Source organism: Citrobacter sp. Cf125 (genome assembly GCF_030333935.1).
Lineage (GTDB): Bacteria > Pseudomonadota > Gammaproteobacteria > Enterobacterales > Enterobacteriaceae > Citrobacter > Citrobacter freundii.
In genome coordinates this window covers 1,184,738-1,209,089 of the sequence record NZ_JAOWEY010000025.1, presented here as the reverse complement: position 1 = coordinate 1,209,089, position 24,352 = coordinate 1,184,738, and the positions used below count along the sequence as shown (strand labels likewise).

Annotated in this window: 21 protein-coding genes, 2 tRNA genes and 1 pseudogene; 13 read left to right on the top strand and 11 right to left on the bottom strand. The window is 50.5% G+C overall.

Going from position 1 to position 24,352, the window contains the following annotated elements; all coding sequences use genetic code 11:
* Window positions 1-24 precede the first annotated feature (24 nt).
* From OGV89_RS22515 to trpS, 3 genes are all read left to right on the top strand, one after another.
* Window positions 25-1,134, top strand: coding sequence for an AI-2E family transporter (locus OGV89_RS22515; RefSeq protein WP_003836479.1), 1,110 nt, complete (start codon window positions 25-27; stop codon window positions 1,132-1,134).
* Between the two features lie 119 nt (window positions 1,135-1,253).
* Window positions 1,254-3,038, top strand: coding sequence for a diguanylate cyclase (locus OGV89_RS22510; RefSeq protein ID WP_088902351.1), 1,785 nt, complete (start codon window positions 1,254-1,256; stop codon window positions 3,036-3,038).
* Between the two features lie 201 nt (window positions 3,039-3,239).
* A complete protein-coding gene (gene trpS / locus OGV89_RS22505) occupies window positions 3,240-4,244 on the top strand; it encodes a tryptophan--tRNA ligase (protein ID WP_032935863.1) in 1,005 nt (334 codons plus the stop codon).
* Between the two features lie 108 nt (window positions 4,245-4,352).
* Here the strand turns inward: trpS and OGV89_RS22500 are convergent, their stop codons facing one another.
* From OGV89_RS22500 to OGV89_RS22490, 3 genes are all read right to left on the bottom strand, one after another.
* The gene (locus OGV89_RS22500; RefSeq protein WP_286559342.1) at window positions 4,353-5,396 is read right to left on the bottom strand and encodes a ParB N-terminal domain-containing protein; all 1,044 of its coding nucleotides are present in this window, start codon (window positions 5,394-5,396) and stop codon (window positions 4,353-4,355) included.
* Window positions 5,397-6,312: 916 nt separating this feature from the next.
* On the bottom strand, window positions 6,313-7,302 hold the full coding sequence (locus OGV89_RS22495) for a hypothetical protein (RefSeq protein WP_088902448.1): 990 nt from the start codon (window positions 7,300-7,302) through the stop codon (window positions 6,313-6,315).
* A gap of 30 nt (window positions 7,303-7,332) precedes the next feature.
* Window positions 7,333-7,878: a TetR/AcrR family transcriptional regulator gene (locus tag OGV89_RS22490; RefSeq protein ID WP_088902449.1), complete on the bottom strand. Its 546-nt coding sequence runs from the start codon at window positions 7,876-7,878 to the stop codon at window positions 7,333-7,335.
* Window positions 7,879-8,107: 229 nt separating this feature from the next.
* On the opposite strand from OGV89_RS22490, the pseudogene OGV89_RS22485 reads away from it, so the two are divergent.
* The 3 genes and pseudogenes from OGV89_RS22485 to OGV89_RS22475 all read left to right on the top strand — a co-directional run.
* A pseudogene (locus OGV89_RS22485) lies at window positions 8,108-8,706 on the top strand (tyrosine-type recombinase/integrase); the annotation flags it as partial.
* A 254-nt stretch (window positions 8,707-8,960) separates the two neighbouring features.
* Window positions 8,961-9,110, top strand: a complete 150-nt coding sequence (locus OGV89_RS22480; protein ID WP_200003372.1) for a hypothetical protein — start codon at window positions 8,961-8,963, stop codon at window positions 9,108-9,110.
* A gap of 43 nt (window positions 9,111-9,153) precedes the next feature.
* On the top strand, window positions 9,154-10,227 hold the full coding sequence (locus tag OGV89_RS22475; RefSeq protein WP_200003371.1) for an HsdR: 1,074 nt from the start codon (window positions 9,154-9,156) through the stop codon (window positions 10,225-10,227).
* Window positions 10,228-10,465: 238 nt separating this feature from the next.
* Here OGV89_RS22475 and OGV89_RS22470 read toward each other — a convergent pair whose 3' ends face one another.
* Entirely contained in the window at window positions 10,466-11,437 is a 972-nt protein-coding gene (locus OGV89_RS22470) for a LysR family transcriptional regulator (protein WP_200003370.1), read from the bottom strand.
* Between the two features lie 136 nt (window positions 11,438-11,573).
* Between OGV89_RS22470 and OGV89_RS22465 the strand changes: the two genes are divergently transcribed.
* Window positions 11,574-12,065, top strand: a complete 492-nt coding sequence (locus OGV89_RS22465; RefSeq protein ID WP_200003369.1) for a GNAT family N-acetyltransferase — start codon at window positions 11,574-11,576, stop codon at window positions 12,063-12,065.
* A gap of 280 nt (window positions 12,066-12,345) precedes the next feature.
* On the opposite strand, the gene OGV89_RS22460 is transcribed toward OGV89_RS22465, so the two are convergent.
* Window positions 12,346-13,071 carry a type 1 glutamine amidotransferase gene (locus tag OGV89_RS22460; protein ID WP_106924311.1) on the bottom strand — a complete coding sequence of 242 codons (726 nt, stop codon included), beginning with the start codon at window positions 13,069-13,071 and terminating at the stop codon, window positions 12,346-12,348.
* A gap of 119 nt (window positions 13,072-13,190) precedes the next feature.
* On the opposite strand from OGV89_RS22460, the gene OGV89_RS22455 reads away from it, so the two are divergent.
* A complete protein-coding gene (locus OGV89_RS22455) occupies window positions 13,191-13,964 on the top strand; it encodes an AraC family transcriptional regulator (RefSeq protein WP_106924312.1) in 774 nt (257 codons plus the stop codon).
* Between the two features lie 231 nt (window positions 13,965-14,195).
* Here OGV89_RS22455 and OGV89_RS22450 read toward each other — a convergent pair whose 3' ends face one another.
* Window positions 14,196-15,065 carry a LysR family transcriptional regulator gene (locus OGV89_RS22450; protein WP_106107327.1) on the bottom strand — a complete coding sequence of 290 codons (870 nt, stop codon included), beginning with the start codon at window positions 15,063-15,065 and terminating at the stop codon, window positions 14,196-14,198.
* A 172-nt stretch (window positions 15,066-15,237) separates the two neighbouring features.
* On the opposite strand from OGV89_RS22450, the gene OGV89_RS22445 reads away from it, so the two are divergent.
* The 4 genes from OGV89_RS22445 (at window position 15,238) to OGV89_RS22430 (ending at window position 17,293) form a co-directional block, all read left to right on the top strand.
* The gene (locus OGV89_RS22445; protein WP_106107326.1) at window positions 15,238-15,927 is read left to right on the top strand and encodes an aspartate/glutamate racemase family protein; all 690 of its coding nucleotides are present in this window, start codon (window positions 15,238-15,240) and stop codon (window positions 15,925-15,927) included.
* A gap of 315 nt (window positions 15,928-16,242) precedes the next feature.
* A tRNA-Val gene (locus OGV89_RS22440) sits at window positions 16,243-16,319 on the top strand.
* A gap of 4 nt (window positions 16,320-16,323) precedes the next feature.
* Window positions 16,324-16,400: transfer RNA gene (locus OGV89_RS22435), tRNA-Val, on the top strand.
* Window positions 16,401-16,570: 170 nt separating this feature from the next.
* Window positions 16,571-17,293, top strand: a complete 723-nt coding sequence (locus tag OGV89_RS22430; protein WP_106107325.1) for a substrate-binding domain-containing protein — start codon at window positions 16,571-16,573, stop codon at window positions 17,291-17,293.
* On the opposite strand, the gene OGV89_RS22425 is transcribed toward OGV89_RS22430, so the two are convergent.
* From OGV89_RS22425 to puuE, 4 genes are all read right to left on the bottom strand, one after another.
* The gene (locus tag OGV89_RS22425; protein ID WP_061550045.1) at window positions 17,280-18,032 is read right to left on the bottom strand and encodes an ABC transporter ATP-binding protein; all 753 of its coding nucleotides are present in this window, start codon (window positions 18,030-18,032) and stop codon (window positions 17,280-17,282) included. The genes OGV89_RS22430 and OGV89_RS22425 overlap by 14 nt on opposite strands.
* Entirely contained in the window at window positions 18,029-19,033 is a 1,005-nt protein-coding gene (locus OGV89_RS22420; RefSeq protein WP_049002809.1) for a FecCD family ABC transporter permease, read from the bottom strand. The genes OGV89_RS22425 and OGV89_RS22420 overlap by 4 nt, the downstream gene beginning before the upstream one ends.
* Window positions 19,020-20,075 carry an ABC transporter substrate-binding protein gene (locus tag OGV89_RS22415; protein WP_286559334.1) on the bottom strand — a complete coding sequence of 352 codons (1,056 nt, stop codon included), beginning with the start codon at window positions 20,073-20,075 and terminating at the stop codon, window positions 19,020-19,022. Before OGV89_RS22415 ends, OGV89_RS22420 begins: the two co-directional genes overlap by 14 nt.
* 180 nt (window positions 20,076-20,255) lie before the next feature.
* Complete coding sequence (gene puuE, locus OGV89_RS22410) at window positions 20,256-21,518, bottom strand: 4-aminobutyrate transaminase (RefSeq protein WP_003843512.1); 1,263 nt, start codon at window positions 21,516-21,518, stop codon at window positions 20,256-20,258.
* 106 nt (window positions 21,519-21,624) lie between these two features.
* Between puuE and pdxR the strand changes: the two genes are divergently transcribed.
* On the top strand, window positions 21,625-23,100 hold the full coding sequence (gene pdxR, locus OGV89_RS22405) for a MocR-like pyridoxine biosynthesis transcription factor PdxR (protein ID WP_200003368.1): 1,476 nt from the start codon (window positions 21,625-21,627) through the stop codon (window positions 23,098-23,100).
* Window positions 23,101-23,143: 43 nt separating this feature from the next.
* Here pdxR and OGV89_RS22400 read toward each other — a convergent pair whose 3' ends face one another.
* On the bottom strand, window positions 23,144-24,352 hold the full coding sequence (locus OGV89_RS22400) for a c-type cytochrome (RefSeq protein WP_200003367.1): 1,209 nt from the start codon (window positions 24,350-24,352) through the stop codon (window positions 23,144-23,146).

Below are 24,352 nucleotides of genomic sequence, written 5' to 3'. Positions count from 1 at the left end.
TGCTTTTCATTACAGGGTTCACTAATGCGATTTAACGGACTGACTAAAGGTTTCTTCATTTTCATACTTGCCCTCGTGACCTGGGCGTTCTTCGATGTGCTGTCCCCCTACTTTTCCGCCATTTTGTGGGCCGCGATACTAACGACTATCTTTAACCCGGTAAAAAACAGACTGCGCAGCGCGCTTGGCGAACGCAACGGACTGGCATCGTTGATTACCATCGTCATTATCTGTCTGATTGTCTTTATCCCGCTGATGGTAATCCTGTCATCGCTGGCCATTGAACTGAACGTGGTGTACACCAAACTGCAACAGAATGACACGCAGTTCCCGGAGGTCGTCGCTTCTGTTCTTTCGTATCTTCCTGACTGGGCCAGAGGTTTTCTGGCAGAACACAATTTGGATGATGTCGCGCAGATCCAGAAAAAACTGTCCGATGTCGTGCTGCAGGGTGGACAGTACCTCGCCGGCAGCGCGTTCCTGATTGGTAAAGGAACATTCGGCTTTGCTATTAGCTTCGGCATCATGCTGTATCTACTGTTCTTCTTACTGAAGGACGGACCGTACCTGGTGCGCCAGATTCTGGACTCATTACCGCTTTCTGATTTTGCCAAACAGCACCTGTTTGCAAAATTCGTCGGCGTGACGCGGGCAACAGTCAAGGGCACGGCGGTCGTCGCTTTGGTTCAGGGTATTCTTGGCGGCATCGCGTTTGCGATTGTAGATATCGACGGTAGCGTTCTGTGGGGCGCGTTGATGGCGTTTCTCTCCCTCGTGCCCGCCGTCGGTTCAGCGATCGTCTGGGTACCAGCAGCAATATTTCTGTTCGCCACCCATCAGCTATGGCAAGGGCTGTTTATCGTTGGCTTCTTTGTGATTATCGTTGGGCTTGTGGACAATATCCTGCGCCCGCTGCTGGTAGGTAAAGACACCAAAATGCCTGATTACCTGATCCTGATAAGCACCCTCGGTGGAATGGAGATCTACGGTATCAACGGCTTTGTGATTGGCCCACTGATTGCCGCGCTATTCATTACCTGCTGGAACCTGTTTTCCGGGCGTGACCATGAAGGTAACGTGGAAGGAATTGACGAAGCCTTTATGGAAGAAGGAAAAAATCCTCCAGATCTGTGATGGCCGGACGATAACAAAAGGCGGTCTTCGGACCGCCTTTTTTATTTTCACGCAAAATCATACGTTTTCTATAATTTCAATCATGCGTATTCATTAATCGTCGCAGAAGGAACTAATTAGTGCGAATTGCCACAATCACCAACTGGGCCTATAGCGCGACGGTATGTCTGACCATCGCCTCCGGTATTGTCATGCTGATGGCATCCAGCGCCGATAACACCGAACGCCAGGTGGTAGAGCAGCGTTATCAATTCGATCAGTTGACCGAAGAAGTGGAGCTTGACGCCTGGTCGCTGTCCGACCTGGCGCGCGACTATGTTATTGCAAAAGATCCTGAGGTGCTCAACGCCTACCGTCAGAAAGAAGCGTCGCTGAAAGCCGTTGAGCATCGTCTGTCGAAGCTCAAAGACCTTGGTGCAACGGATGAAGAGCTGGCGCTATTGCACGAAGGGCTGCAGATTGTGGATGCTCTGCAGGATGAGCAGGCCGAGGCGCTTGCCAGCGTCGCGCGTGGAGAAGAGTCGCAGGCCATCACCCTGCTGTACGGGAAAGCCTATGAACAGGAACTGGAGCGAGCCCAGGACCGTATAGATCATTTCCGCCAGTTACTCGATAGCCGCGTACGCAACACGATTGAAGATGCAACCCAGTCATCCCGCATGCTGCGGACGGCTTCCGAAGTGATGGTCGGTCTGACGGCGCTGCTGTTTTTATTCGTTCTCGGTTTCATTTTAAAGCGTCGTGTCCTGCGCCCCGTCGTGCGTTTGAGCGATGTCGTAAACCGTCTCGCATCGCAGGATTATGCCGTTGAGACGCCCAGCTTTAACCAGATAGACGAAATAGGCGACATGGCACAGGCGATCCGGATCTTCCGCGAGAACGGTCTGGCTCGTCAGAGACTGGAGAAGGAGCGAGATGCCGACTGGGCAATCCGCGATCTGCTGGCACGTATGACGCAGCGCCTGCAGGGCTGCGAGAATTTTGCCGATGTCATCAATGTGGCGGAACTGTTTGCACCGAATATTGCCCCAGGTATTGCCGGGCGGCTTTACATACTGGACCGGGAACCCTGGCAAATGCGCTGCGTTGCACAATGGCTCTCACCGCAGGGTAAAGCGGATGCGTTCCACCCGGACGAATGCTGGGCTGTGCGCCGCGGCCAGAGCCACCCTCCGGTACAAGGTGAACCAGATATCGCCTGCTACCATCTGCCGGATTCATGCCAGCAACATACCCTGTGCGTTCCGCTGATTGCCCAAGGAGAAGCCATCGGTCTGCTCTCATTCCAGAACCTTAGCGATGATTCCACCCCTTCTCGTGCGTATCTGGAGCTAATGGCAGAAGCACTCGGCCTCGCATTAGCCAACCAGCGTCTGCGTGACGCCCTGCTGGAGAAAGCGCTCTACGATCCGCTAACTGGTCTGCGTAACCGTCATCATCTGGAAGATACCTTACGCACTCAGATGAGCCAGGCCGTACGCAACAAGGAGCCGATCAGTTGCCTGATGATCGATATCGACCATTTTAAAAATATTAACGATCGCTTTGGTCACGAGGCGGGAGACAGCGTGATAAAAAGTATCGCCGCCACCATTCAGCGCGTGGTTCACGACAGCGGCATGGCCTTCCGCTATGGCGGTGAGGAGTTTCTGGTGCTGCTGGCCAATACGGATGAACAGGCCGCCAACCGCCTTGCGACGGATATTTATAACGGCGTACGCGAACTGTCGCTGCGCTTTGGCGTCTCTGAAATTGGTCACGTCGATGTCTCTATTGGCGTAGCCAGCTATCCGCAGCACGCCCAGAGCGACAACCTGCTGCGTGCTGCAGACGTGGCGCTGTATCGCGCTAAAGAGCTGGGACGTTCGCGCATCGTGAGCTTTGGCATGCTGGAGGCCAGTTGAACATGGCTTTACCTCAACGCCAGGCGGTGATATGTTAATTCAATGAACACAAAACACGATATCACCGCTTTTAATTACAACCTGTGGTGGCTGCCTTCTTAAAGGCGGTCAGAATGTGTTTTTCCCATTTTTAGATAACCGCCGAAAGGCGGTTATTTGCATTTAGAGACCCCTTTCGGTTTTATGACTAAGGAGTCTTACATGAACAATAAAACCATCATCCTCACTGGCGATCGTCCCACCGGCCCGCTGCATCTTGGCCATTATGTGGGGTCATTGCGCCAGCGCGCCGCGCTGCAACATGATTATCGGCAGTTTATATTGGTGGCTGACCTGCAAGGACTAACCGATAACGGCAGCACACCGCAAAAGATCCGCGACAATATTCCCGAGGTACTTGCCGACTATCTTGCCGCAGGAATAGATCCTTCACTGACCACTATTTGTTTGCAATCGGCCCTGCCTGCCCTTGCGGAATTGACCGCGCTTTATATGAATATCGTCACCGTGGCTCGCGTAGAGCGTAATCCTACGGTTAAAAACGAAATTGCGCAGAAAGGCTTTGCCCGCTCGTTACCGGTTGGTTTTCTGGTTTATCCCATCAGTCAGGCGGCAGATATTACGGCCTTCAAAGCCGAAGTGGTTCCCGTCGGCGACGATCAGTTGCCAATGATTGAGCAGACTAATGAAATCGTGCACAAGATGAATAGCCTGTTACCGGCCCCCGTCTTATCGCACTGCAAAGCGCTGCTGAGTGAAACCAGCCGCCTACCAGGGATCGACGGGAATGCCAAAATGTCAAAATCGCTTGGTAATACATTGCTCCTGTCAGCCAGCGAAGAAACCATTCATCACGCGGTCAGTGCAATGTACACCGACCCCAATCATCTGAAAGTATCCGACCCGGGGCAAATCGACGGCAATATGGTATTCATTTACCTCGACGCTTTTCATCCGGATAAAGCAAAAGTGGCGGAAATGAAAGCGCATTACCAACGGGGTGGACTGGGTGACCGGACATGCAAAAACGAGCTGGAGGTGTGCTTGCAGGAACTCATCGCCCCAATGCGCGAGCTGCGGGCAACCTACATTCAGGATAAAGGCATGCTGATGGCAATGCTCAAAAAAGGCAGCGAACAGGCGCACGAGATCACGCAGCAGACATTAAGAGAAGTGAAGCAAGGGCTGGGTTTGCCGGTGTTCTGAACTCGAGTTGCAACAGGAGCGATAAATAAGGATGACTCCCGTCTGAATGCCACCGCCGGGAGTTATCAGAAACTGGCTCACGTTTTTCGACCAAACCCAGGGTAAAAATCAATCTCCCTTAACCCGCTGAAAAATCTTGTCCCGATACGCATCAAGATGATGTTTTTGCAGATAACGCTCCACCTCCGTAGCCCATTGGGTTCCCTCGCCGAGAGTAGCGCGGCTATGTGTTGACGCGTAAAGATATCGTCTGTCATAGAGGCTAATCAGCGTCTGATTTACCGCATTGACACTGTAGTTGGGATTGTTAGCCAGCTGCTTTTCCAGCGACTGAACGATGCGCAGCTGATTGACGGCATCGGCTGGATATTCCTTTTCAGTAAGCCCGCTCAGCACCAGAAACAAAGGGGGGATCTGCTCTTCAATCGCCGCCTGTAATCGATAATGCCCATCGAGGATTACATAAGATCCTAATCCGGCGAAATACCAGACCAGTATCGGTGGCAACGTCCCCTCTCGGCATTTTTTACGCCACCATTTTAACCGCCCCGTATTGGGTTGAATGGCATAACGTCCAAGTAGTAAATAACCGCCCCACCACCAGTCAACCAATCTGACGTTTTCCGGATGCGTCAGAACAGGGAAATCTTCACCGTACAGCGTCCACTGGCAGTTAATATTTTCAGTGCTTTCTGGCGCTGCGAAACGCCAGTTTTCTAACGCAACGGATTGGGGACTGGAATAGCGTGATGAAGGTTGAATCGGTAACATCGGTCTTATCAACCAACGCTGCGGTGAAAGTAACGGTGCTGGCGTATTCATTAACTGACGAACAAAATACCGGCACCATTCGCCGATCCACATCAGCTCGCCTTTGGCTTTTATCCGTTCAATGTCTTCAGAGGTCACCGCAGGTAGCATCACCTGACTCCGTGGATGATCTGCATTAAAAACCAGCCAGACGCCGGAATGATCTTCAAGCATTGAAGCCCAGAATAACGGCTCTCCGGCGAGCCGCAATGCCATACGTCCAAAATGGCCACTGAGCATTTCCATCGCGGGCTCAGTTCTTTGATTTTCTTTGAAGGTCAGTTCCAACCCTTGCCACTGGTTATTACGATCAACCAGGTCTTTCCACCAATAATCTGTCATTGCCGCCTTCCCTGAGTAACGGGTTAATATCCCATGACCTTCACCATCGGTCAGCAAGTGTATGTTGCGTTCAGAATAAGATGTACTGTGCCAGAATCCAACTAATCTATTGATAAGTCGCGTCAATCCCCGTCCAGGAAGGGGGATGATTAACGTCAGTATGAGGTACGTTTGTATTGACGATACTGCGGATGCCAACACTAAAGGCAATAGTTTTTGTTACTTCCTGAATATTATTTAAGTTGCTGTGTAATGATTTAAGTGATTCCAGCACACAGGAATGCAAAACATCACGTAGTTTAACAATCAGGTGTGATTCGTCCAGCGCACAGCCTGAGTAAAAAACACGCTGCAAAATCAACAAAATATAGTCAACTTGCTTAATTACTCTGCAATTACACAGGAAAAAAACAATCAGTCGTAAACTCAAATACATACATATATATCAGTAAGATAAGAAATTGCAGGGACAGTTAATAGCGGGGTATAGCAGCTATTAATGTGTCCCTTTTCATGTCCCTGCCCCTAAAAATGCCCCCAAATCTGCCCCCAAAATCACGCCCTCAAGTGTGGTAAAACCGCTCCATAACCACACAGTTCATTCATTCCTCTCATTTACATATTCACATAGCTCATTTCGAGCCATCTCACATTGTTCAGTCTTCGAGTTGTTGTGTGCCTGTCTTTTGCACATCACATTCTCATCACCGATTTAATCATCCGTACTTATGACCTTCAACTAATCAAATCTCACGTGAAAAACAGTGCCCCCTCTTACGACTGCTTAGTGCCATAAGCGGACGTTCCAGTCGATATTACCCCTGTGATGAGTGGAGACTTACAGGGGATGTTATTGAAATGAACCTGCAGCTTTAGTTTCCGATAGCATGAATTTTAGCGAAAAGAAGCTATACCCTTACATCTTCACAGGCTGTAGTCTTGCCCCGGTTCGTTCAAGCCGTTCAATCATCAGTTCTGGATTGATCTTTTGCGAAGTCAGATACAGCCCTGTCTTTTCGGCATTCATCAGCATTGACTCAATACCTGCGGCTACTCCGACGGCCGTCAGATAAGACTGGCCCTTCGGATGGGTCAATTGAAATGACACGCTCTCATGTTGGCCGTTGACAAGGATGCCGTCAATCTCATACAGGATTTCTACCGACGGATTGTCTCCCTTCAGGCTTCCAGGAGACTGACCGACAACCAGATCGACCCTGACGGAATGTGCTTTCGTCATCTGAGCCAATTCTGCGGCATCAAATCCTGGCAGGCTTGAAGCAATAAAACTTGAACCATCATTCAGGATATATTTCCGCTGCTCATCGCCGTTACGGGGTACCTTCCACTGCGAGCGTTCCAGCACCAGGCCCGCCTCTTTCTGGGAAAAATCATCAAAATCAGCCATGCTGGCAGGGCCACCGAGGTCATTTTCATCCATCAGCACGCCCACCCTGATTTGTTCCACGGACCTGAAATCTTTAGTGCAGAAAATTCCTGCAGAAATTAGCGCCCCGGCAAAGCTGGTATCCTGAATGAGAACGCGACAGGTCGATAGGTGATTCAGGTACAATGCAAGTTTTGGTGCGATGTGGTTCAGTTGAGTGGCAATGCTAGTGTACGGTATGCCCTGACTAATAGCGTATTCTGCAGGGTGAGTGGATAAATCATTGGTCAACAAGGCAATACCGCTGAACTGAGCCTGTGGATCTAACCCCAGGTCAGCACGTTGTGTATCAACGGCGATGCCGGTCGCATTGCTGAAGCGGGATGCCGCTTCACTGGCTTTTTGCGCATTTCGTCCAGCGATCACAACAGGCAGTTCCGGCAGAAACTGGTTGAGTATAGACACAAGATGGGAACCCACTGTGCCGTATCCCCCGATAATAAGAAATGGATGGGTCATATGTTGCTCCAGGATTGAATAAAGTTGGTTCTAGGGTAAGGACGCCATCTGGCGCAGCTTAGCAATGAGATTATCCGGATCTCCTTGCGCTATCTGCATGCTGAGGCTAAGGCATAAACCATCAGCGGCCAGTCTCACCAAGGTAAGTTGTGGGTTGTCGTCGAGGTCGCCGCGTTTTTCAAGCATTCCCTGATACCAATCACGCCAGCGGGAACAGATGTATTCATCATCCATGGCTGATTTCCATAAGGTCATAAGACCGGCATTTTTCAGGGTTGCGAACCCCTGCTCCAGATAGGCTCGAGTAAATGCACCTTTCTCACAGGGGTCGGCAGATATAAGTCGGCCAATTTCTTCTGAATAATCTGTGATCATCTGTTCAAAGACGCACTTCAGCAGCGCGTCCTTATTCTCAAAGTGATGGAAAAAAGCCCCTTTTGTTACACCAGCCTGATCGCATACCGCCTGTACGCTGATAGCGGACAGACCGCTTCTGACTGCCAGAGTTTTCGCACATCTGAGCAAGGTTGCCCTTACGATTTCGGGCTGTTTTTTACGTTTATTATTAATAGTCATTCATGAAACATACCGGCAGGTATGTTTCATGTCAATATGTCCCGGATACAGGAAAGTACTAGTCCAGTATATGAGAATGGTAAAATCTGAACGAAAGTTGGGCATGCGAATGGACCTTTAGATAAAGAAATTAGTGGTTGGTTTACGCTGCGGGGTAATCCCCAAGGGCTGCTTTTCGCTCATTAGGGACAACCATACTCAAATCTCCCACATTGCAGGAGATTTGAGTATGAACACGTTACCGTGGAACAAAGACCGTATCATCGGCCAAAAAGACCACTTCAGATATCTCATATCTGGGGGATCCGAATCCGGCTTGAACTGGAAGGTAAAACACGTGATTTAGCTCTGTTCAATATGGCCTTGGACAGCAAGCTACGAGGCTGTGATCTGGTCAGACTCAAAGTATCTGATGTTGCTTATGGTAGCTCCGTTTCAAGCAGAGCAACGGTGTTGCAACAGAAAACCGGTAGTCCTGTGCAATTTGAGATAACCAAAGGGACAAGAGAATCTGTTGCTGCACTGATAAAGCTTAGCAATTTGCATAGTAAAGACTTCTTGTTCCGATCTCGAGTCAGAACTAATCAGCACATATCAACCCGGCAATACAATCGAATTTTCCATGGGTGGGTAGCAAAGCTTGGTCTCGAAGCGACGCTTTACAGCACACATTCCATGAGAAGAACAAAACCTTACCTAATCTACAAGAAAACCAAGAACCTTCGGGTAATCCAACTTCTGTTGGGCCATAAGAAACTGGAAAGCACAGTCCGTTATCTGGGGATTGAAGTCGATGATGCGTTAGAGATCTCTGAATCGATTGAAGTCTTAAGTTGTCAGGGCTGCAACAGAAGCCCTGTGCCAGGATCGGACATTAAGTGTTGCCGAGGGAGCTATCTAATATGGCATCAACGGTGAACTCATTGCCAGCTGGGAAATGATGCGAACAACAGTGTTTAATTTTATCGAGTGCGATTACAATCGGTGGCGAAATCGCAGTGCAGTGGCGGACTCAGCTCGGAATTTATTGAAACCAGAACCTCGCTAGAGTTGTGCCTACATTGGGTAGGATCAGGCTTGTAATGCACCTGTTATATGGCCTTGTTCGTCCGAAGATCCTGCAGTGGCTGACGGTGCATGAGAAGTTTGAGAACAATGAGGTCTATACCATAGTCTTTGGCCTCGATGTGGTGGCCAGCCAGCAACTAAGATTTATCCTCTATACCCACTAATCTCTGCAGCAGCTGCCGGCCCCCCGTGATAACGGAGAACAGGATGCATACACGAACGAAATTACCTGCCCCCCTCGCAGCTGATGTGGCGGCTCTCATTAAGAATGGCATGGATTTTCTGGACAAGGCACGTGAAGAGTTCGAGGCCAAACAGTACAAACACTCGGTAGTTAGTTTCTGGACAGCTGTAGAAATTTTGCTCAAGGTACCCCTTGCCAGCGAACACTGGACGCTGGTCTGCAGCGGTAAAAAAGTATCACGTAAAAGCTATCTTGCCGGTGATTTTCAGTCGGTGTCCTTTGATGATGTCTGTACCCGGTTGAGGGATATCCTTGAAAAGCCTCTACCTAAAGAAACCGAAGCTGTGTTCAATACCATTCGCAATCACCGAAACCGTGTAGTTCATTTCTTTCATACGGCTTTTAGTGATTCTGAGGTGGAGACCATTCTGGCGGAACAGGCTCGGGCATGGTTTGCACTGAACCGACTAATGCGTGAAGACTGGCAACAGCATTTTGCTTCACCACACAACTGGGCATTAGCATTAGGTGAAACACAACTCCTGCGAGGCAACGAGTTTTATGCTGAAACCCGTCTGAAACATATCCAGCCTGAGCTGGAACAACTTGCTATTGAGGGCTCTGAAATTCATCCCTGCACCATTTGCCACAAGCCTGCAGCCATCATGGAAATTCTCGCCGTCGGGAAGAACGGTCCCACCGTTTATGAGCAAACCTGTCGCGTCTGTTTTCACACAGAGCGCCATGTGAAGTTTACCTGTCCTGAGTGCGATACAGACCAAGTTCTGCCGGTGGAACAAGATGATGACGATACCTTCACCTGCCGCACCTGTAACGCAGAGCTCTCAAGGTATAACTTGCTTGATGAGGAGAATTTTCGTCATGTGGAGGAAATGATGTATTCCGATGGCCTAGCAAATTGCGCTCACTGCGATGGCCATGAAACGGTCTGCGTGTTTGGTGAGAACTTCCTGTGCACACGATGTCTTGAGATCCATACAGGCTATGATACTTGTGAAATTTGTGGAACTCCCTGTGAAGCAATGGGCGAGACAATGAGGTATACGGGCTGCCCACATTGTGCGGATGAGGACTGAATCGCCACAAATTCATTAGTCTTCTTATAGCCTTCAACGTCTACTCCTCGCTCGCAGCAGACCTGATGGCAACGCAGCCTGTCCACTGCGTGCCAGAAGCGGACGGTGGCAATTTCGTTGTCTAACTACCGCTACTCCTGATACCCGCCAACGGCGTTGGAAGCATTATGAAAGCTCGCAGCTTAACGGTGACAGGTATTCACCTAAAAGCCTGCCAGGTTCAATACAGATGATCTGATTAACAATCTACGCCAGGGACTGGGTTAACTCTCTTTACAGGAATAACTGCATCTTGCGGACCGCATATTTGTAAAATTTGCTCCCTCATCCATAAGTGCCCTGGTGAGTTACTGAGCGCTGGGCAGTAATAGGCCTTCAAAATATACTGTGGTGTCGGGAACGGGGGAGCAAACACCACCAGATTTTTCATATCAAAAATCGATGAGATGCCCCGCCTGGGAAGCGTGATAACCAGATCGGTATTTGAAACAATTATCGGGGCAATCATCAGGCTTGGCAGTTCAACAACGATTCGGCGGCGTACCTGCTGGCTTTCGAGATAACGATCGATAACCCCACGTGATTCCAACCATGGACGCACGACTACATGTCCAGCACTTAAATAACCCTCTTGGGTAAGGGAATCATGGATATCAGGATGACCGCGTCGCACAGCAACCACATAATCATCAGCAAAGCAGGTGATAGATTCAATACCGCGTCGCAGGCTCTTCTGCTCCTCCTCGAAGCCAAGGGCAAAATCAACTTTGCCCGAAAGCAGATCTTCATCGGCGTTAAAATCGCGTGAGTAGATAAGCTTAATGGCAATGCCCGGGGCGAGGCTGTTAACTCTCGCAATCAGGCCTGGCAGGATCACAGCCGCAGTATAGTCCGTAGCGGCAAAGGTATAAGTCTCCCGGCTCTTTTCCGGCTCAAAGAGTTCAGGCTTATGCAGGCAGAACGAGAGACTACCCAGTGCAGCGGAGATATTAGCCGCAATACTCTCAGCCCTTGAAGTGGGCACCATGCTTCCGCCTGTGCGGACGAACAAGGGATCGTCCAATGAGGCGCGTAACCGGTTGAGCGCATGACTCATTGCAGAGGGGCTAAGCGCCAGTTCGTTGGCCGCCTCTGTGACACTCCCAAGCCGATAAAGAGAGTCGAATATAAGTAATAAATTCAAATCGATCTTACGCAACGTCGACATCATGATTCTTTTTCCAGGGAATGACTTCAAACGGCAATAAATGCATGTTTTACATTTTAGCGTTGAATAAAATGCAGCGAAAGCAGGATTAAAACAACGTAGTATGTTTCTAACAAAATGATTCTGAAGAGGCACAACTATGTCTACACCTGCATTCCGACTGGCTACTACTGGCGATGTTGACCGCTGCTATGATATTGAAATCACATCTTACGAAGGAGATGAAGCCGCGACGCGCGATAAAATTGCCACCCGCATTAACCGCTATCCAGAAGGTTTCCTGTGCATGGAGTTAGATGGCGAAGTTATTGGTTTCATTAACGCCGGATGCGCGTGGGAAGTCGTTATGTCTGACGAAGAGTTTAAAGAACTGGTAGGACACGATCCGGACGCCCCCAATACAGTGATTATGTCTGTCGTGGTTCACCCGGATTACCAGGGCAAAGGATACTCGTCGTTACTGATGCATGAGTTCGTGGCACATATGAAAGCAATGAACAAAAAAACCATTCACCTGATGTGCAAAGATCGCCACGTCGATCTCTACGCCCATTTTGGTTACCAGTACATCAAACCATCAGAATCAGACCACGGCGGGATGGCCTGGCATGAAATGATGATGGCACTCTGATTAACGATCCAGACACGACTCTTTTTCTGTTCATCTCCGGTTTGCGCTGGCAACCCGTTTCGGTTATCAGCGCCCCACCAACAGACGTTTAAGCGTAGCCTGCGTACACGCCATCTTGAGATGATCGCTAATGGTGGCTCAATTGGAGGCTTACTGTATTTCAATTTATGTCCGTTCCTCGCTCAAAGCTGACCTAACGGTGCCTCATGCGGTCTGCTTCGTGCCAGGAGCGGAAGTTGAGACTAATGCTCGGTGGCAAGTACACACACCGGGCATTAGATTATTTTTGAACTGATTTGTAATGTGCTTCCAACTTATCCAGGAAGCCAAAAAGTACTTGGTTCATTTCGCTATAATCGTGCGTCCGGAGTTGTTCAGGAGTGTTAACAAAACGGTATTTTGCAGCACAGCTCAGGTCTTTTTCAGAATGAGCGATTAGCAGTTCAACAACTTCCAGGGTTAGCTCCATGTGGCACTGGAAACCAAAGACGCGGTCTGAATAAGAAACGATCTGGCGCGGACAGCCTTCGCTAAAAGCGATAATTTTTGCTTCCGGGGTCAGACCTGGCATGTCGTTATGCCAGTGACCCACTTCAAGTATTTTCGTAAAGTGAGAGAACATTTCATCCTTGCAGCCATCTTCAGTCAGTGTAATCGGGAACTTACCAATTTCTTTTTCAGGGCTGTGAGCGAACGGCGCGTCCAGCGCTTCACCGATTAGCTGTGAGCCGAGGCAAATACCGATCACGGCTTTACCTGTTTGAACCGCAGAAGCAATTAACGCTTGTTCACCTTTGGAATTAAAGTGCGGGCATTCTTCCAGAGTAGTGACTGGATCTTGCGGACCGCCCATAACGATCAGGAAATCGATGTCTTCGGTGCCTGCTGGCAGCTCATCGCCTGCATAAACACGTGAGTAAGTCACATCATGACCTCGATTTGTTGCCCAGGTCTCATAAGCCCCTGGTGCTTCAAAACTTTCATGTACGATAAAGTGTACTCGCATTAGGATATGCTCCTGTAATAACTATGAAAATCAGAATTAGGAATAGCTCACCCATCCAGTAGGGCTATACTCCGGGTGGTTCCAACTTCGATATGATAATTGCAGGAGCTAAATCTGAAATGCCAGGTAGTATAGATAAAGCGCCAAGACATGATGAAGAAACAGGCTGGTCAAGCACAGCGATAAGCTATCAACGTGGAGAGGCAGACCCTCCCCATCATCATGTTGAGGGACAGTTACTATTTGCATCCAGAGGGGTGATGCTGGTTGAAACAGAGGGTGACCGCTGGGTTATCCCTCCTCAGCGTGCATTATGGCTACCGCCTCTTCACATCCATAGTTACAACCTGCTTTCACAAACAGACCTACGGGCTGTTTATTTCAGTAGCAGCCTTATCGCTGAATGTACAAACTTTACGAAGAGTAACCAGGTGCATGTCATTACTGCTACGGCATTGGTGAAAGAGCTGATAGCAGGGCTTTTCAGTGAGGATTACCACAGACCGAGTCAACGGAAAATGGCTCTGTTGCTTCTGGAAATCCTCAGCGAGGCTCCACCTTTAACTACGGAGCTTCCAATGCCGCATGATGAGCGGTTATTCAGTGCGGCCAGAGAGTTGCTGGTTAATCAGCGCTGGGAAGCATCGTTGAGCGAGCTTGCTTTTATAGCAGCCATGTCTGAACGTACATTTTCTCGATTGTTCATTAAGGATACTGGCTTCAGTTATAGAACGTGGAAGCAGAGAGCCAGAATTTGTGCTTCGTTAGATCTTCTCGCGAATGGTATCCCAATCAAACAGGTTGCTTACCAGCTGGGTTTCTCATGCCCCGCATCATTTACAGCCGCTTTTCGGTTCATTCTGGGCTCAACACCGCGCGATTTTTTGCCTTAATCTTTTCAATGTCCGCACCTCGCTCTCAGCGGACCTTCAGCTCAGTCAGCTTGTCCGCATTGTGCCATAAGCGGATGTTGATAGCTTTAGCTTAACAAACGGGGTGCGGATTAAAGCCGGGCATTAGCGTATGGCAGGATGGAAAAAGTTAGTAGTATCATTTCATTCAGTATGGGATTTCAACATTGCAGATACCGTCAGTCCGTCATAATCCCAAACTAGTTGCAGTTGTCAGGCAATTCCAATGTTTGAGGACAAGATATCAATCAGGGCACATGTATTAGCTGTGAGCCCTCCCTTACGCCATATCAGTTCCGTTGTTATTTGGCTGTTTTCACTTTCAAAGGGATGGATTGTGATGAGTTCCCGTGTCGGAAACGTATCGAGGATTGGTGTTGGTATCACGCCCGCCCCCATTCCTGCACTGACGCCGCCCAGAATGGCATGGTAGGAAGACATTTCTGCAAGCCTGTAAGGTCTGATCCCTGCCTCTCTGAACCAGGTTGTTAGCCGGTCGCGATAGGAGCAGCCGTCACTGAATACCAGCAACGTTGTGTGAGTCAAATCGGCAGCAGCACGTATCGGCGGGAAATTTGCTGCGGCGATAATAACCAGTTCTTCTTTGTAAACAGCCATGCGTTCCAGTCTGTCATCAGCCGGTGCGTCAGCAATGAAGGCTGCATCAAGTTCGTGACTAAGCACTGCATCGAGCAATGTGCGGCTTATCCCGGTAACCAGCTCCACCGACACTGATTGATGTTGCTGGTAGAGGCGCGCCAGCGGCTCTGGCAACCTTGTTGCAGCCATACTGTCGAGAGCGCCCAATCTGAACCGACCACCAGGGACCGGCTTCACCATCTGCTGTTCTGCTAAAGTAACCAGCTCGATAATCTTCAGTGCATTGTCATAAAGCATCTGGCCTTCATTTGTCGGAAGAAACCGACGACCAGATTTTACAAACAGTGTGGTACCAAGCTGGCTCTCCAGGTTCTGAACTCGAGTGGTGATTGCTGAGGGGACTCGGCAAAGCACATTTGCTGCTGCAGTAATGGTACCTGTTTCTACCAGTGCTATGATGGTTCGGAAGTCGGTTATATCCATAAATTCACCATAATTGAAAATTAGATTCTATTTTATTCAATTGAAATGAATCTACATGTTTTTTAATTTATTTACTCCATTTAAATAGCTACCAGCCCCAGTTAGCCTCAACCACTTGTTGTTCCTGGCAAGATTGTCACGGTTGATTAATACGGGAGCTTTTGAGGGTAAAATGAAGAAACTTGGATTAATCGGCGGTACCGGACCTGAATCAACATTGCTCTACTATCGCAAATTTGTTTATGAAGCTAACAAAAGAATTGGCGATACATTCTTTCCGTCTCTAACTATTGAAAGTATCAACGTATATGACGTCCTGTCTATGTGTGGAAGGGAAGATTATGAAGCGCTGACGAAGTACCTGGCAAAGGCTGTCGGGAATCTGGTGGCCGCAGGGGCTGAAGTCGTCGCCTTGACTGGTAACACACCACATATCGTCTTCAATGAACTCCAGTCGTGTACCACAGTTCCGCTCGTCAGCATTATAGAGTCCACTTGTGCAGAAGTTCAGACTCAGGGCCTGAAGAAAGTCGGGCTGGTAGGGACAAGATTTACAATGGAGGCTGACTTCTTCAAACGGCCTTTCACTGAAGCTGGCATTCAGGTGGTCATCCCGCATGGTGATGAGATTGATTACATCGCAGATAAAATCCACGATGAACTCGAAAGAGGCATTATAAAGCCACAGACGCGAGACAAGTTTACCGCTGTAATTGAACGGATGTGTCAGGATGAAGGCATTGAGGCCATCATCCTGGGATGCACAGAGCTTCCCCTTTTGTTCGTGGGTACAGAGTTACCTGTTAAAGCACTGGATACGGTTGATATTCACATTGAGACGTTGTTTAAAGCTCTTCAGTAGCATTTAACATGAGTGTTTCGGAAACAACAGGGAGCGACCTGCTCTCTGTTGTTTAACACACCACGATTCGAAGTGGATCAGCGAAATGAATGCGGATCAGGTAAGCATGCTGAACAGCAGGATGCCGACCCAAATGCCCCCATTATGCCCCCAGCGCACAGCCTGAATAAAAAACACGCTGCAAAATCAACAAAATATAGTCAACTTGCTTAATTACTCTGCAATCGCGTGAGATCAGGAAGAAAAATGCCATTTCCCTCTTGCCTCATTCGGTCTGTGCCGCTAATATTCGTCCCCGTTGTCACCTACAACGTTGCGTTCATAGCTCAGTTGGTTAGAGCACCACCTTGACATGGTGGGGGTCGTTGGTTCGAGTCCAATTGAACGCACCATCTTGCGTCCGTAGCTCAGTTGGTTAGAGCACCACCTTGACATGGTGGGGGTCGGTGGTTCGAGTCCACTCGGACGCACCAAATCATCTCTTCGATTTGGTGCTATTTCCCCTCAAAGCTATCGTTTTATCTTAGGTTTTATCATTTCCTACGTTGCTACAATAGCAATGCGTTAAATCATTCTAAATTCCATGCTCAACGCGTATCATTCATCTTCTTCGTATAATGTCTTTCGTCAGAGCCCGGATACCATGCCCTCTTCCATTCTCCTGTTCGCCGCGGGCAGTTTACGCCCAGCATTTACCCCGCTGATAAGCCAGTTCACGCGCATGAGTGGAATAGACGTCAAGATTGAATATGGTCCGGCCGGTTTACTGCGCGAGCGTATTGAAACGGGTGAACCGTGTGCGCTCTTTGCCTCCGCCAACCGGGAACATCCGCAAAACCTGCTGGTACGTAATAAAGCCGTCTCAACGCACACCTTTTGCTGGAACAAACTGAGCCTTGTCAGCAACCGAATCGGAACCTGGCTGGATTTACTCCGCGACCCAACGCTGCGACCAGGGACATCAACGCCCGGCTGCGACCCTTCCGGAGACTATACCTGGGCATTTTTCGACAATATGGATGTACTGGAACCAGGACTCGGGCGGCAACTTCGGGCGCGCGCTATCCCACTGGTTGGTGGCCGTGATACGATAAAAATCCCGCAAGGAGAACTGGCGAGCGCCTGGATCCTGCGCCAGGGGCTGGCCGATCTGTTTATCGGTTACGCGCATTACGCACACGCGCTGCACGCGATGACCGACGTACATTACGTGGCTATTCCGGATGAGCACAATATTTGCTGCGAATACCAACTGGCGGTGCTTGAAGCCTCCAAAGAAGTCATGGCGCTGGTTGAATTCATACTTTCCCGCAGCGGTCAGGCGTTCCTTACCGCCGCAGGATTCTTACCGCTTAACGCCGAATAGAAAACAACGGTGCGATAAACGGCGTAGGGTGATTCTCCACGCTAAGTTTTCGCAGCGGTAAGCCATAGGCCAGAAACAGATTCTCTTCGGTCACAATGCTGTTCGTTGGCCCTGCCCGCCATTTACCTTCAGGGAGTAGCAGCAAAGTATGGGAAGCAACCTGCAACGCATGAAGCGGATCGTGGGTCGAAAAGAGAATGCTGCATCCCTGTTGATGGGCCAAATCGCTGATGAGCTGGAGCACCACCTGCTGATTGGCGAGATCCAGCGCGGAACACGGTTCATCAAGTAACAACGTTTGACACTCAGTCACCAGAGCCCGGGCAATCATCACTAACTGTTGCTGCCCGCCAGAAAGTGAGCCAAATGAGCTGGAGGCAAGATGCGCAATACTCAACTGCTCTAATGCCTGCATTGCTCTTTGTTGATCCTGCTGGCTGGGTTGCGCAAAAAGCTTCACGTGCTGTGCTCGCCCCATCAGCACCACATCGCTGACCGTATAAGGAAACGGTAGATGGCTATGCTGTGCCACAATTCCTATCCCACCGTTATTTTCAATACTCCCGCCTAAAGCAGGCAGCGTGCCGGTTAGCGTATCAAGCAGCGTACTTTTACCCAGACCGTTACGTCCAAGCACGGCCCAGATATCACCTTTCTGGCAACAGAACGTTAGCGGCTCAAATAGCGGCGCGCGATACCCATAAGAAAGCTGATTTACGCGCAGTGCGGCAGGTATCATGATTTCTCCCGACGGCTGGTACGAATGAGCAAGAAAGCAAACAACGGCGCACCGAACAATGCGGTGATGATCCCCAGCGGTATCTCCGCGTGCATCAGGGTGCGGGCAATATCATCCACGACAATCATAAAACCGCCCCCCAACCAGAAGGCACACGGCAGTAGACGACGATGATCAACGCCCACCAGCAAACGCGCCAGATGCGGAATAACCAACCCAACCCAGGCAATACTGCCGCTGACCGCCACCTGAGCGGCGACCAAAAATGCGCAGCACACCAAAACGCTGCGTCGCAGAGGAACTACCGCCACACCCAGTGCTCTGGCATCTTTGTCATTGAGCGATAACAGGTTTATCCGCCAGCGTAGCTGGAACAAAACCGTCGCGGCGATACCGACCGGAACCGCCAATAGCAGTACTTTATTCCAGTTGGCCGTCGCGAAGCTGCCCAGCAGCCAGAACACAATATTAGGTAACGTCTCTTCGGTATCAGCCTGATATTGGATCAGGCTCACCAGCGCGGCAAAAAAGCCGCTCAAAATGATACCTGACAGGATCAACACCAGCGTATTCTCCAGCCCCTGTAACGCAGCAATGACATACACCAGGATCAATGCCGTCAGACCGAAGAAAAACGTTGACCCCATCATCAGCAAGGGTGAAAGACCGAGCAGGATGGCCAGCGTTCCTCCAAAGGCCGCCCCCGACGTCACACCGATAATATGCGGGTCGACCAGCGGATTATGAAATACTCCTTGCAACGTCGCCCCGCATAACCCCAGCGCGCCCCCCGCCAGCAGTGCCATCAGAATACGCGGTAATCTGACCGTCCAGATCACCTGGCTGGCTATTCCCCCAACGTCGCTATAGTGCGTCAGGTGGTAAAACACCTCGCTTAACGACAGCGGATACTGTCCGAGGCATAGCGAACTGACGCCCAGCAACAGGACCACAACGATTAAGAGCGGTTGCTGGGGCAAAAAACGGTTACTTAGCTGCATCAGACTGCCAGTTCACACGATAAAAACGCTGATAGTAATCTTGCGCCTGCGCATCAACGTCCACATCTTTATAGGCATCCGGATACAGTTTTTTGGCCATCCACAGTTCACCGATCGCCAACGCCTCCGGCATCGGATAGCCCCAGGCTTTGGCGTATTCAGGCATCAACCAGACACGATGATTTTTCACCGCATCAATCCCCTGCCAGTTCGGATCGTTTTGGATCTGAGTTACCACCTGCGGATAGCGATCCTGGACAAAAATCACCTGCGGGTTCCACGCTAATACCTGCTCCAGCGCAACCTGACGGGCCCCTTTCACACTGGCAGCCGCCACGTTTAATCCCCCCGCGTGCTGCATCATCAGTCCTGTGTACTTCCCGGAGCCGTAAGTCATCAGGTCGGGGTTAGCCATATAAATACGGACTTTTTGCGCATCCGGGATGTTTGCGACCGGCGCATTGAATTTTGCTCGTGCCGCAAAAACGTAGTCGATTAACGTTTCAGCCTGCGGTTTACGCCCCACGACATCCGCAATCAGGCGAATACCCTGCTTCAACCCTTCGTTGTAGACCTGCTCTTCATCGGCCATAGTCGGGTTCATTTTATTCTGTTGCCCGCCGGCATCTTTGCGCAATGAGATAGCCACGACCGGAATACCGGCGTTCTGAATCTGCTGGATCATCTCCGCGGGCGCATAGTTGGCGACAAACACCACCTGTGGATGAATTGCCAGCAGGCTTTCGATGTTCACGCTGGTGAGATCGCCCGGCATCGGCAATGTAGTAATCGTCGGCATAAAGCGCGCAAATTCAGGCCCGAGCTGTTTTTTCCAGCTCGACATAACGCCAACAATGTCCTGCTGGGCATTGAGCTGGACCAGAATATTCAACGTCTGGTGTTGCAGCACGACGACTTTGTCCACATGGTCAGGGATCGTGACCTGACGACCAAGCTGATCGGTGATCGTACGGTCGGCCTGAGCAGAAAACGCAAACAACATGCTGGCGCATACCAGCACAAAAGAGCGGAAAGTTAACATGGGATACCATCTGAATAGAGGAGTAAAAACGATATGCATTAAATTATATAACGCAATAACTGGCAACCCATTCGCGATAAATACCGCACTACACACGAGGAAGATCAATTTATGCCGGCAATAATAAAGCCGACGGTGATGACAACCGTCGGCTTTATGTCTTTTCTGCGGTATACGGGACTATTTCGTCGCCGCTTTGATGATCTGAAGCGCTTTGGCGAACTGATCCTGCGGAATCGTCAGCGGGTAAAGGAAACGAATAACGTTGCCATACTGACCGCAGGTCAGCAACAGCAGTCCTTGCTCAAGGGCTTTCTTCTGCACGCGTTGTGCGGCGGAAGCGTTGGGTTCCCCTGTCGCTGCATCACAGAATTCAGCAGCAATCATAGAACCTAAACCACGCACTTCGGCCAGTTCAGGACACCCTGCTTGCGCATCTGTCAGAGCGGCGCGCAGCTGTTCGCCGAGGGCCGCCGCACGCTGGCACAGCTGTTCATCATGGATAATGTCCAGTACTGCATGGGCCGCCGCGATCGACAGCGGGTTCCCGGCGTAAGTTCCACCCAGACCACCAGGCGCAGGTGCATCCATGATTTCGGCTTTGCCCACGACGCCAGACAGCGGCATGCCGCCCGCGAGGCTTTTCGCCATAGTCATCAGGTCCGCTTTATCGGCGTAATGATCCATCGCAAACAGCTGGCCCGTACGGGCAAACCCGCTTTGTACTTCATCGGCGATCATCACAATGCCATGCTCGTCGCAAATACGGCGGATGGCGGCCACAAATTCCGGCGGTGCCACCACGAAGCCCCCTTCGCCCTGGACGGGTTCGAAGATAATCGCCGCAACCTGGGTTGGATCGATATCGGCTTTAAACAGACGCTCAATCGCTTTTAGGGAGTCCGCCGTGGAAATACCCTGCAATTCAGAAGGATACGGAGCATGGTAAACAGAGCCAGGGAACGGACCGAAACCTTTTTTATAGGGTGCCACCTTGCCGGTTAACGCCATCGTCATGTAAGTACGACCATGAAAACCACCGCCAAATGCGATAACGCCAGGACGCCCGGTATGTGCGCGTGCAATTTTCACCGCGTTTTCTACCGCTTCAGCCCCGGTGGTGAAGAATGTGGTTTTACGCTTGCCATCGATTGGCGCGACGGCGTTGATTTTCTCAGCCAAAGACACATAGCTTTCGTACGGGACAATCTGATAAGCCGTATGGGTAAAAGCCTGAAGTTGCGCTTCGACTGCCTGCACCAGGCGAGGATGGCGGTGTCCGGTGTTCAGCACGGCAATCCCGGCGGCAAAATCAATGTACTGATTGCCTTCGATATCGGTAATCGTGCTGTTTTCTGCCGACTGGGCATAAAAATCACACATCACACCCACGCCACGCGGGGTGGCATCCAGACGACGTTGTTGCAGGTTTTTATTGTTCATTCTCTACACCTTGTCCATTAATACATTTCGGTTGAATTACCCTTTAAATTTAGACGCCGTCTGGTACTTTAATCGAGAGCCAAATCGTTTTATTTTAAGGATCCAAATGCGTTCACTTGCCGGAGATGTGATCAAGCAGGCATTTAGTCAGCAGACTGACGAAAAACTACATCGCCGCCTGTATGCCGCCATTTGTAGTTGCATCCTCGAAGGTAGCCTGAAACCGGCTACCCGAATGCCTCCGTCGCGTGACCTGGCAGGAGAGCTGATGCTATCGCGCAATACCGTCCTGCGGGTTTACGAGCAGTTGCAGGCCGAAGGTTATATTTCTGCGCGTACCAGTAGCGGCACATTTGTCACTGACAGCGTGCTGGACAATCTCAACCTGCGTCCCAATAAAGAACCTGTTGCTGCGGCTCTGGAGGATCACACCCGCTTATCTGCCCGCTGCCTTGAGCTGTTAGGTAATGCCAGCGCCAGTCCCCGTCAGTGGGGCGCGTTTATTCCAGGCGTACCTGATGTAGAGCATTTCCCACACCGGGTGCTCAAAAAAATTCAGGACAGGCTGGCAAGACGATTGCGCCCGGAGTTTCTCACTTACGATGCCGCAGGCGGTGTGAATGAGCTGAAAGAAGCGCTGGCGGACTATCTGCGCACCGCTCGCGGCGTGCGGTGTTCGCCGGAGCAAATTCTGATTACCGAAGGTATTCACCAGGCGCTGGATCTGGTGACCCGAACGTTATGCAACCCGGGCGATCACGCCTGGATTGAGGAGCCGGGCTACTGGGGAATCAAAAATATTCTGCGTATCAATGCGGTAAATTTTTCGGCTATTCCTGTTGATGAACAAGGTATGGTCCCGCCGGATGCAGGCGAAACACCGCCAAAACTTATTTTTGTGACACCGTCACATCAATACCCTCTCGGTTCGGTGATGAGCCTCAGTCGCCGCCGGCAACTTATCTTTCGCGCACGTGAAACGCGAAGTTGGATAGTGGAAGATGATTACGACAGTGAGTTCCGCTTTTCCGGCCAGCCGATCCCCTCTTTGCAGGGGCTGGAAGAAGAGACACCGGTCATCTACATCGGGACATTCAGTAAAACACTCTATCCCGCACTGCGACTCGGGTATGTCGTGCTACCTAAATCGTTAGCCGCTCCGCTGAAAAAGGTTCATAACGACCTCTATCGTGGTGGACATCTGTTGATTCAGGCCGCGCTGGCGGAGTTTATTCGCGAGGGTTATTACGCAGCGCACATTCGGAAAATGCGCCAACTATACAGTCGTCGTCGCCAGATGCTGGTAGAGCTTATCAGCCGCCAGCTTGGTGAACATTATCTTGGTTCCTTCAGCAGCAACGCCGGGCTGCATATGATCTTACAGTTACCCGCAGGGAGCGATGACGCGGTCATTGCCCAACAAGCGAATGCGCAAGGGTTGTTGGTGCGCCCGTTATCACGCTATTACGTGAATGAAGAGAAACGCAGCGGCCTGTTGCTGGGGTTTGCAAGTATTGAAGAGCATGAAATGTCGGCGGCGTTTACCCGACTCGCGGATATTATCAGGGTAAACACCGTGTAAGCACTGCCGGATGGTGGTGCAAGCACCTTATCCGGCATACTGTTTAATGTGATGCTTTTTTAATCCCAGCCAGATCTTCATGGCTTACTTCGCCATTCCCTTCACCCCAGGTCTTACGCACGTAATTAATCACGTCGCGCATTTCGTTGTCACTTAACATGCCTCCGTAAGCGGGCATCTTGAAGGAGACGCTGCCACGCGTTGTCGGTGTTTCTGCGCCGTGGGCAATCACTCTGAACAGCGGCGTCGGGTCATCAACCATGACCAGCGGATTGTTGACCAAAGAAGGTGCGTTATCATCCGTACCTTTCCCTTCCAGACCGTGACAAGTTGAACAGTAACGGTTATAGGTCACTTTTCCCGCCTCAGGTGAATTCGACCAGGATGCTGTAGTCGCAGCAGCACGCACCGTTTCAGGCTTCGCGCTTTTCAGACTCAGCAGATATTGGGCGATCGCCGTGGCATCTTCGTCGGTCAGATACTGTGTACTCTGCGTGACGACTTCAGCCATCGAACCTGAAACCGCAGCATGCTTGCTCTTACCGGTCAGCAACAGCGATTTTAACGCCTGCTCAGACATTCCGCTGCCCCGCAGCGAAGGTGCATACCAGCCGTCAATCATCGCTCCGCTCAGGTACTCGGCATCTGCATGAGTATAGGCTTTTTCATTCATCGCCATGCCTCTCGGTGTATGGCAAGAACCGCAGTGCCCGGGACCTTCCACCAGATAAGCGCCCCGTTTTATCAGGGCTGCGTTTTCATCTGGTTTCGCGCTATCTACTGTCGTCGCTGGCGCGTCGGTAAACAGCCAGTTCCAGATATGCAGTGGCCAGCGGGCGGAGAGTAGCCACGGAATGGCATTCTCTTTATTGGGTTGCGCAGACGGTGTGACATCATACATAAAATAGCGATACAGCGCCTGAACATCCTCGTCAGAAAGTTTTGCATAAGAGGGATAAGGCATGGCCGGATAGAGCGGGTGACCGTCTTTGGCAATTCCCTGGCGTACCGCCTTTTCAAAATCCTCGTATGAGTAATTACCAATACCCTGTGCCTTGTCCGGGGTAATGTTGGTCGAATAAATATCCCCCACCGGAGTAGGAAACTTTTTGCCCCCCGCCATCGCCGCACCACCTTCAGCGGTATGACAGGCGACGCAGTCTGAAATTCGCGCGATGTATTCACCGTTAGATTCAGCAGCGCTTACCGAAGCGGTAAATAAACAGGCGGCGAGAATGGTTACGTTACGCAT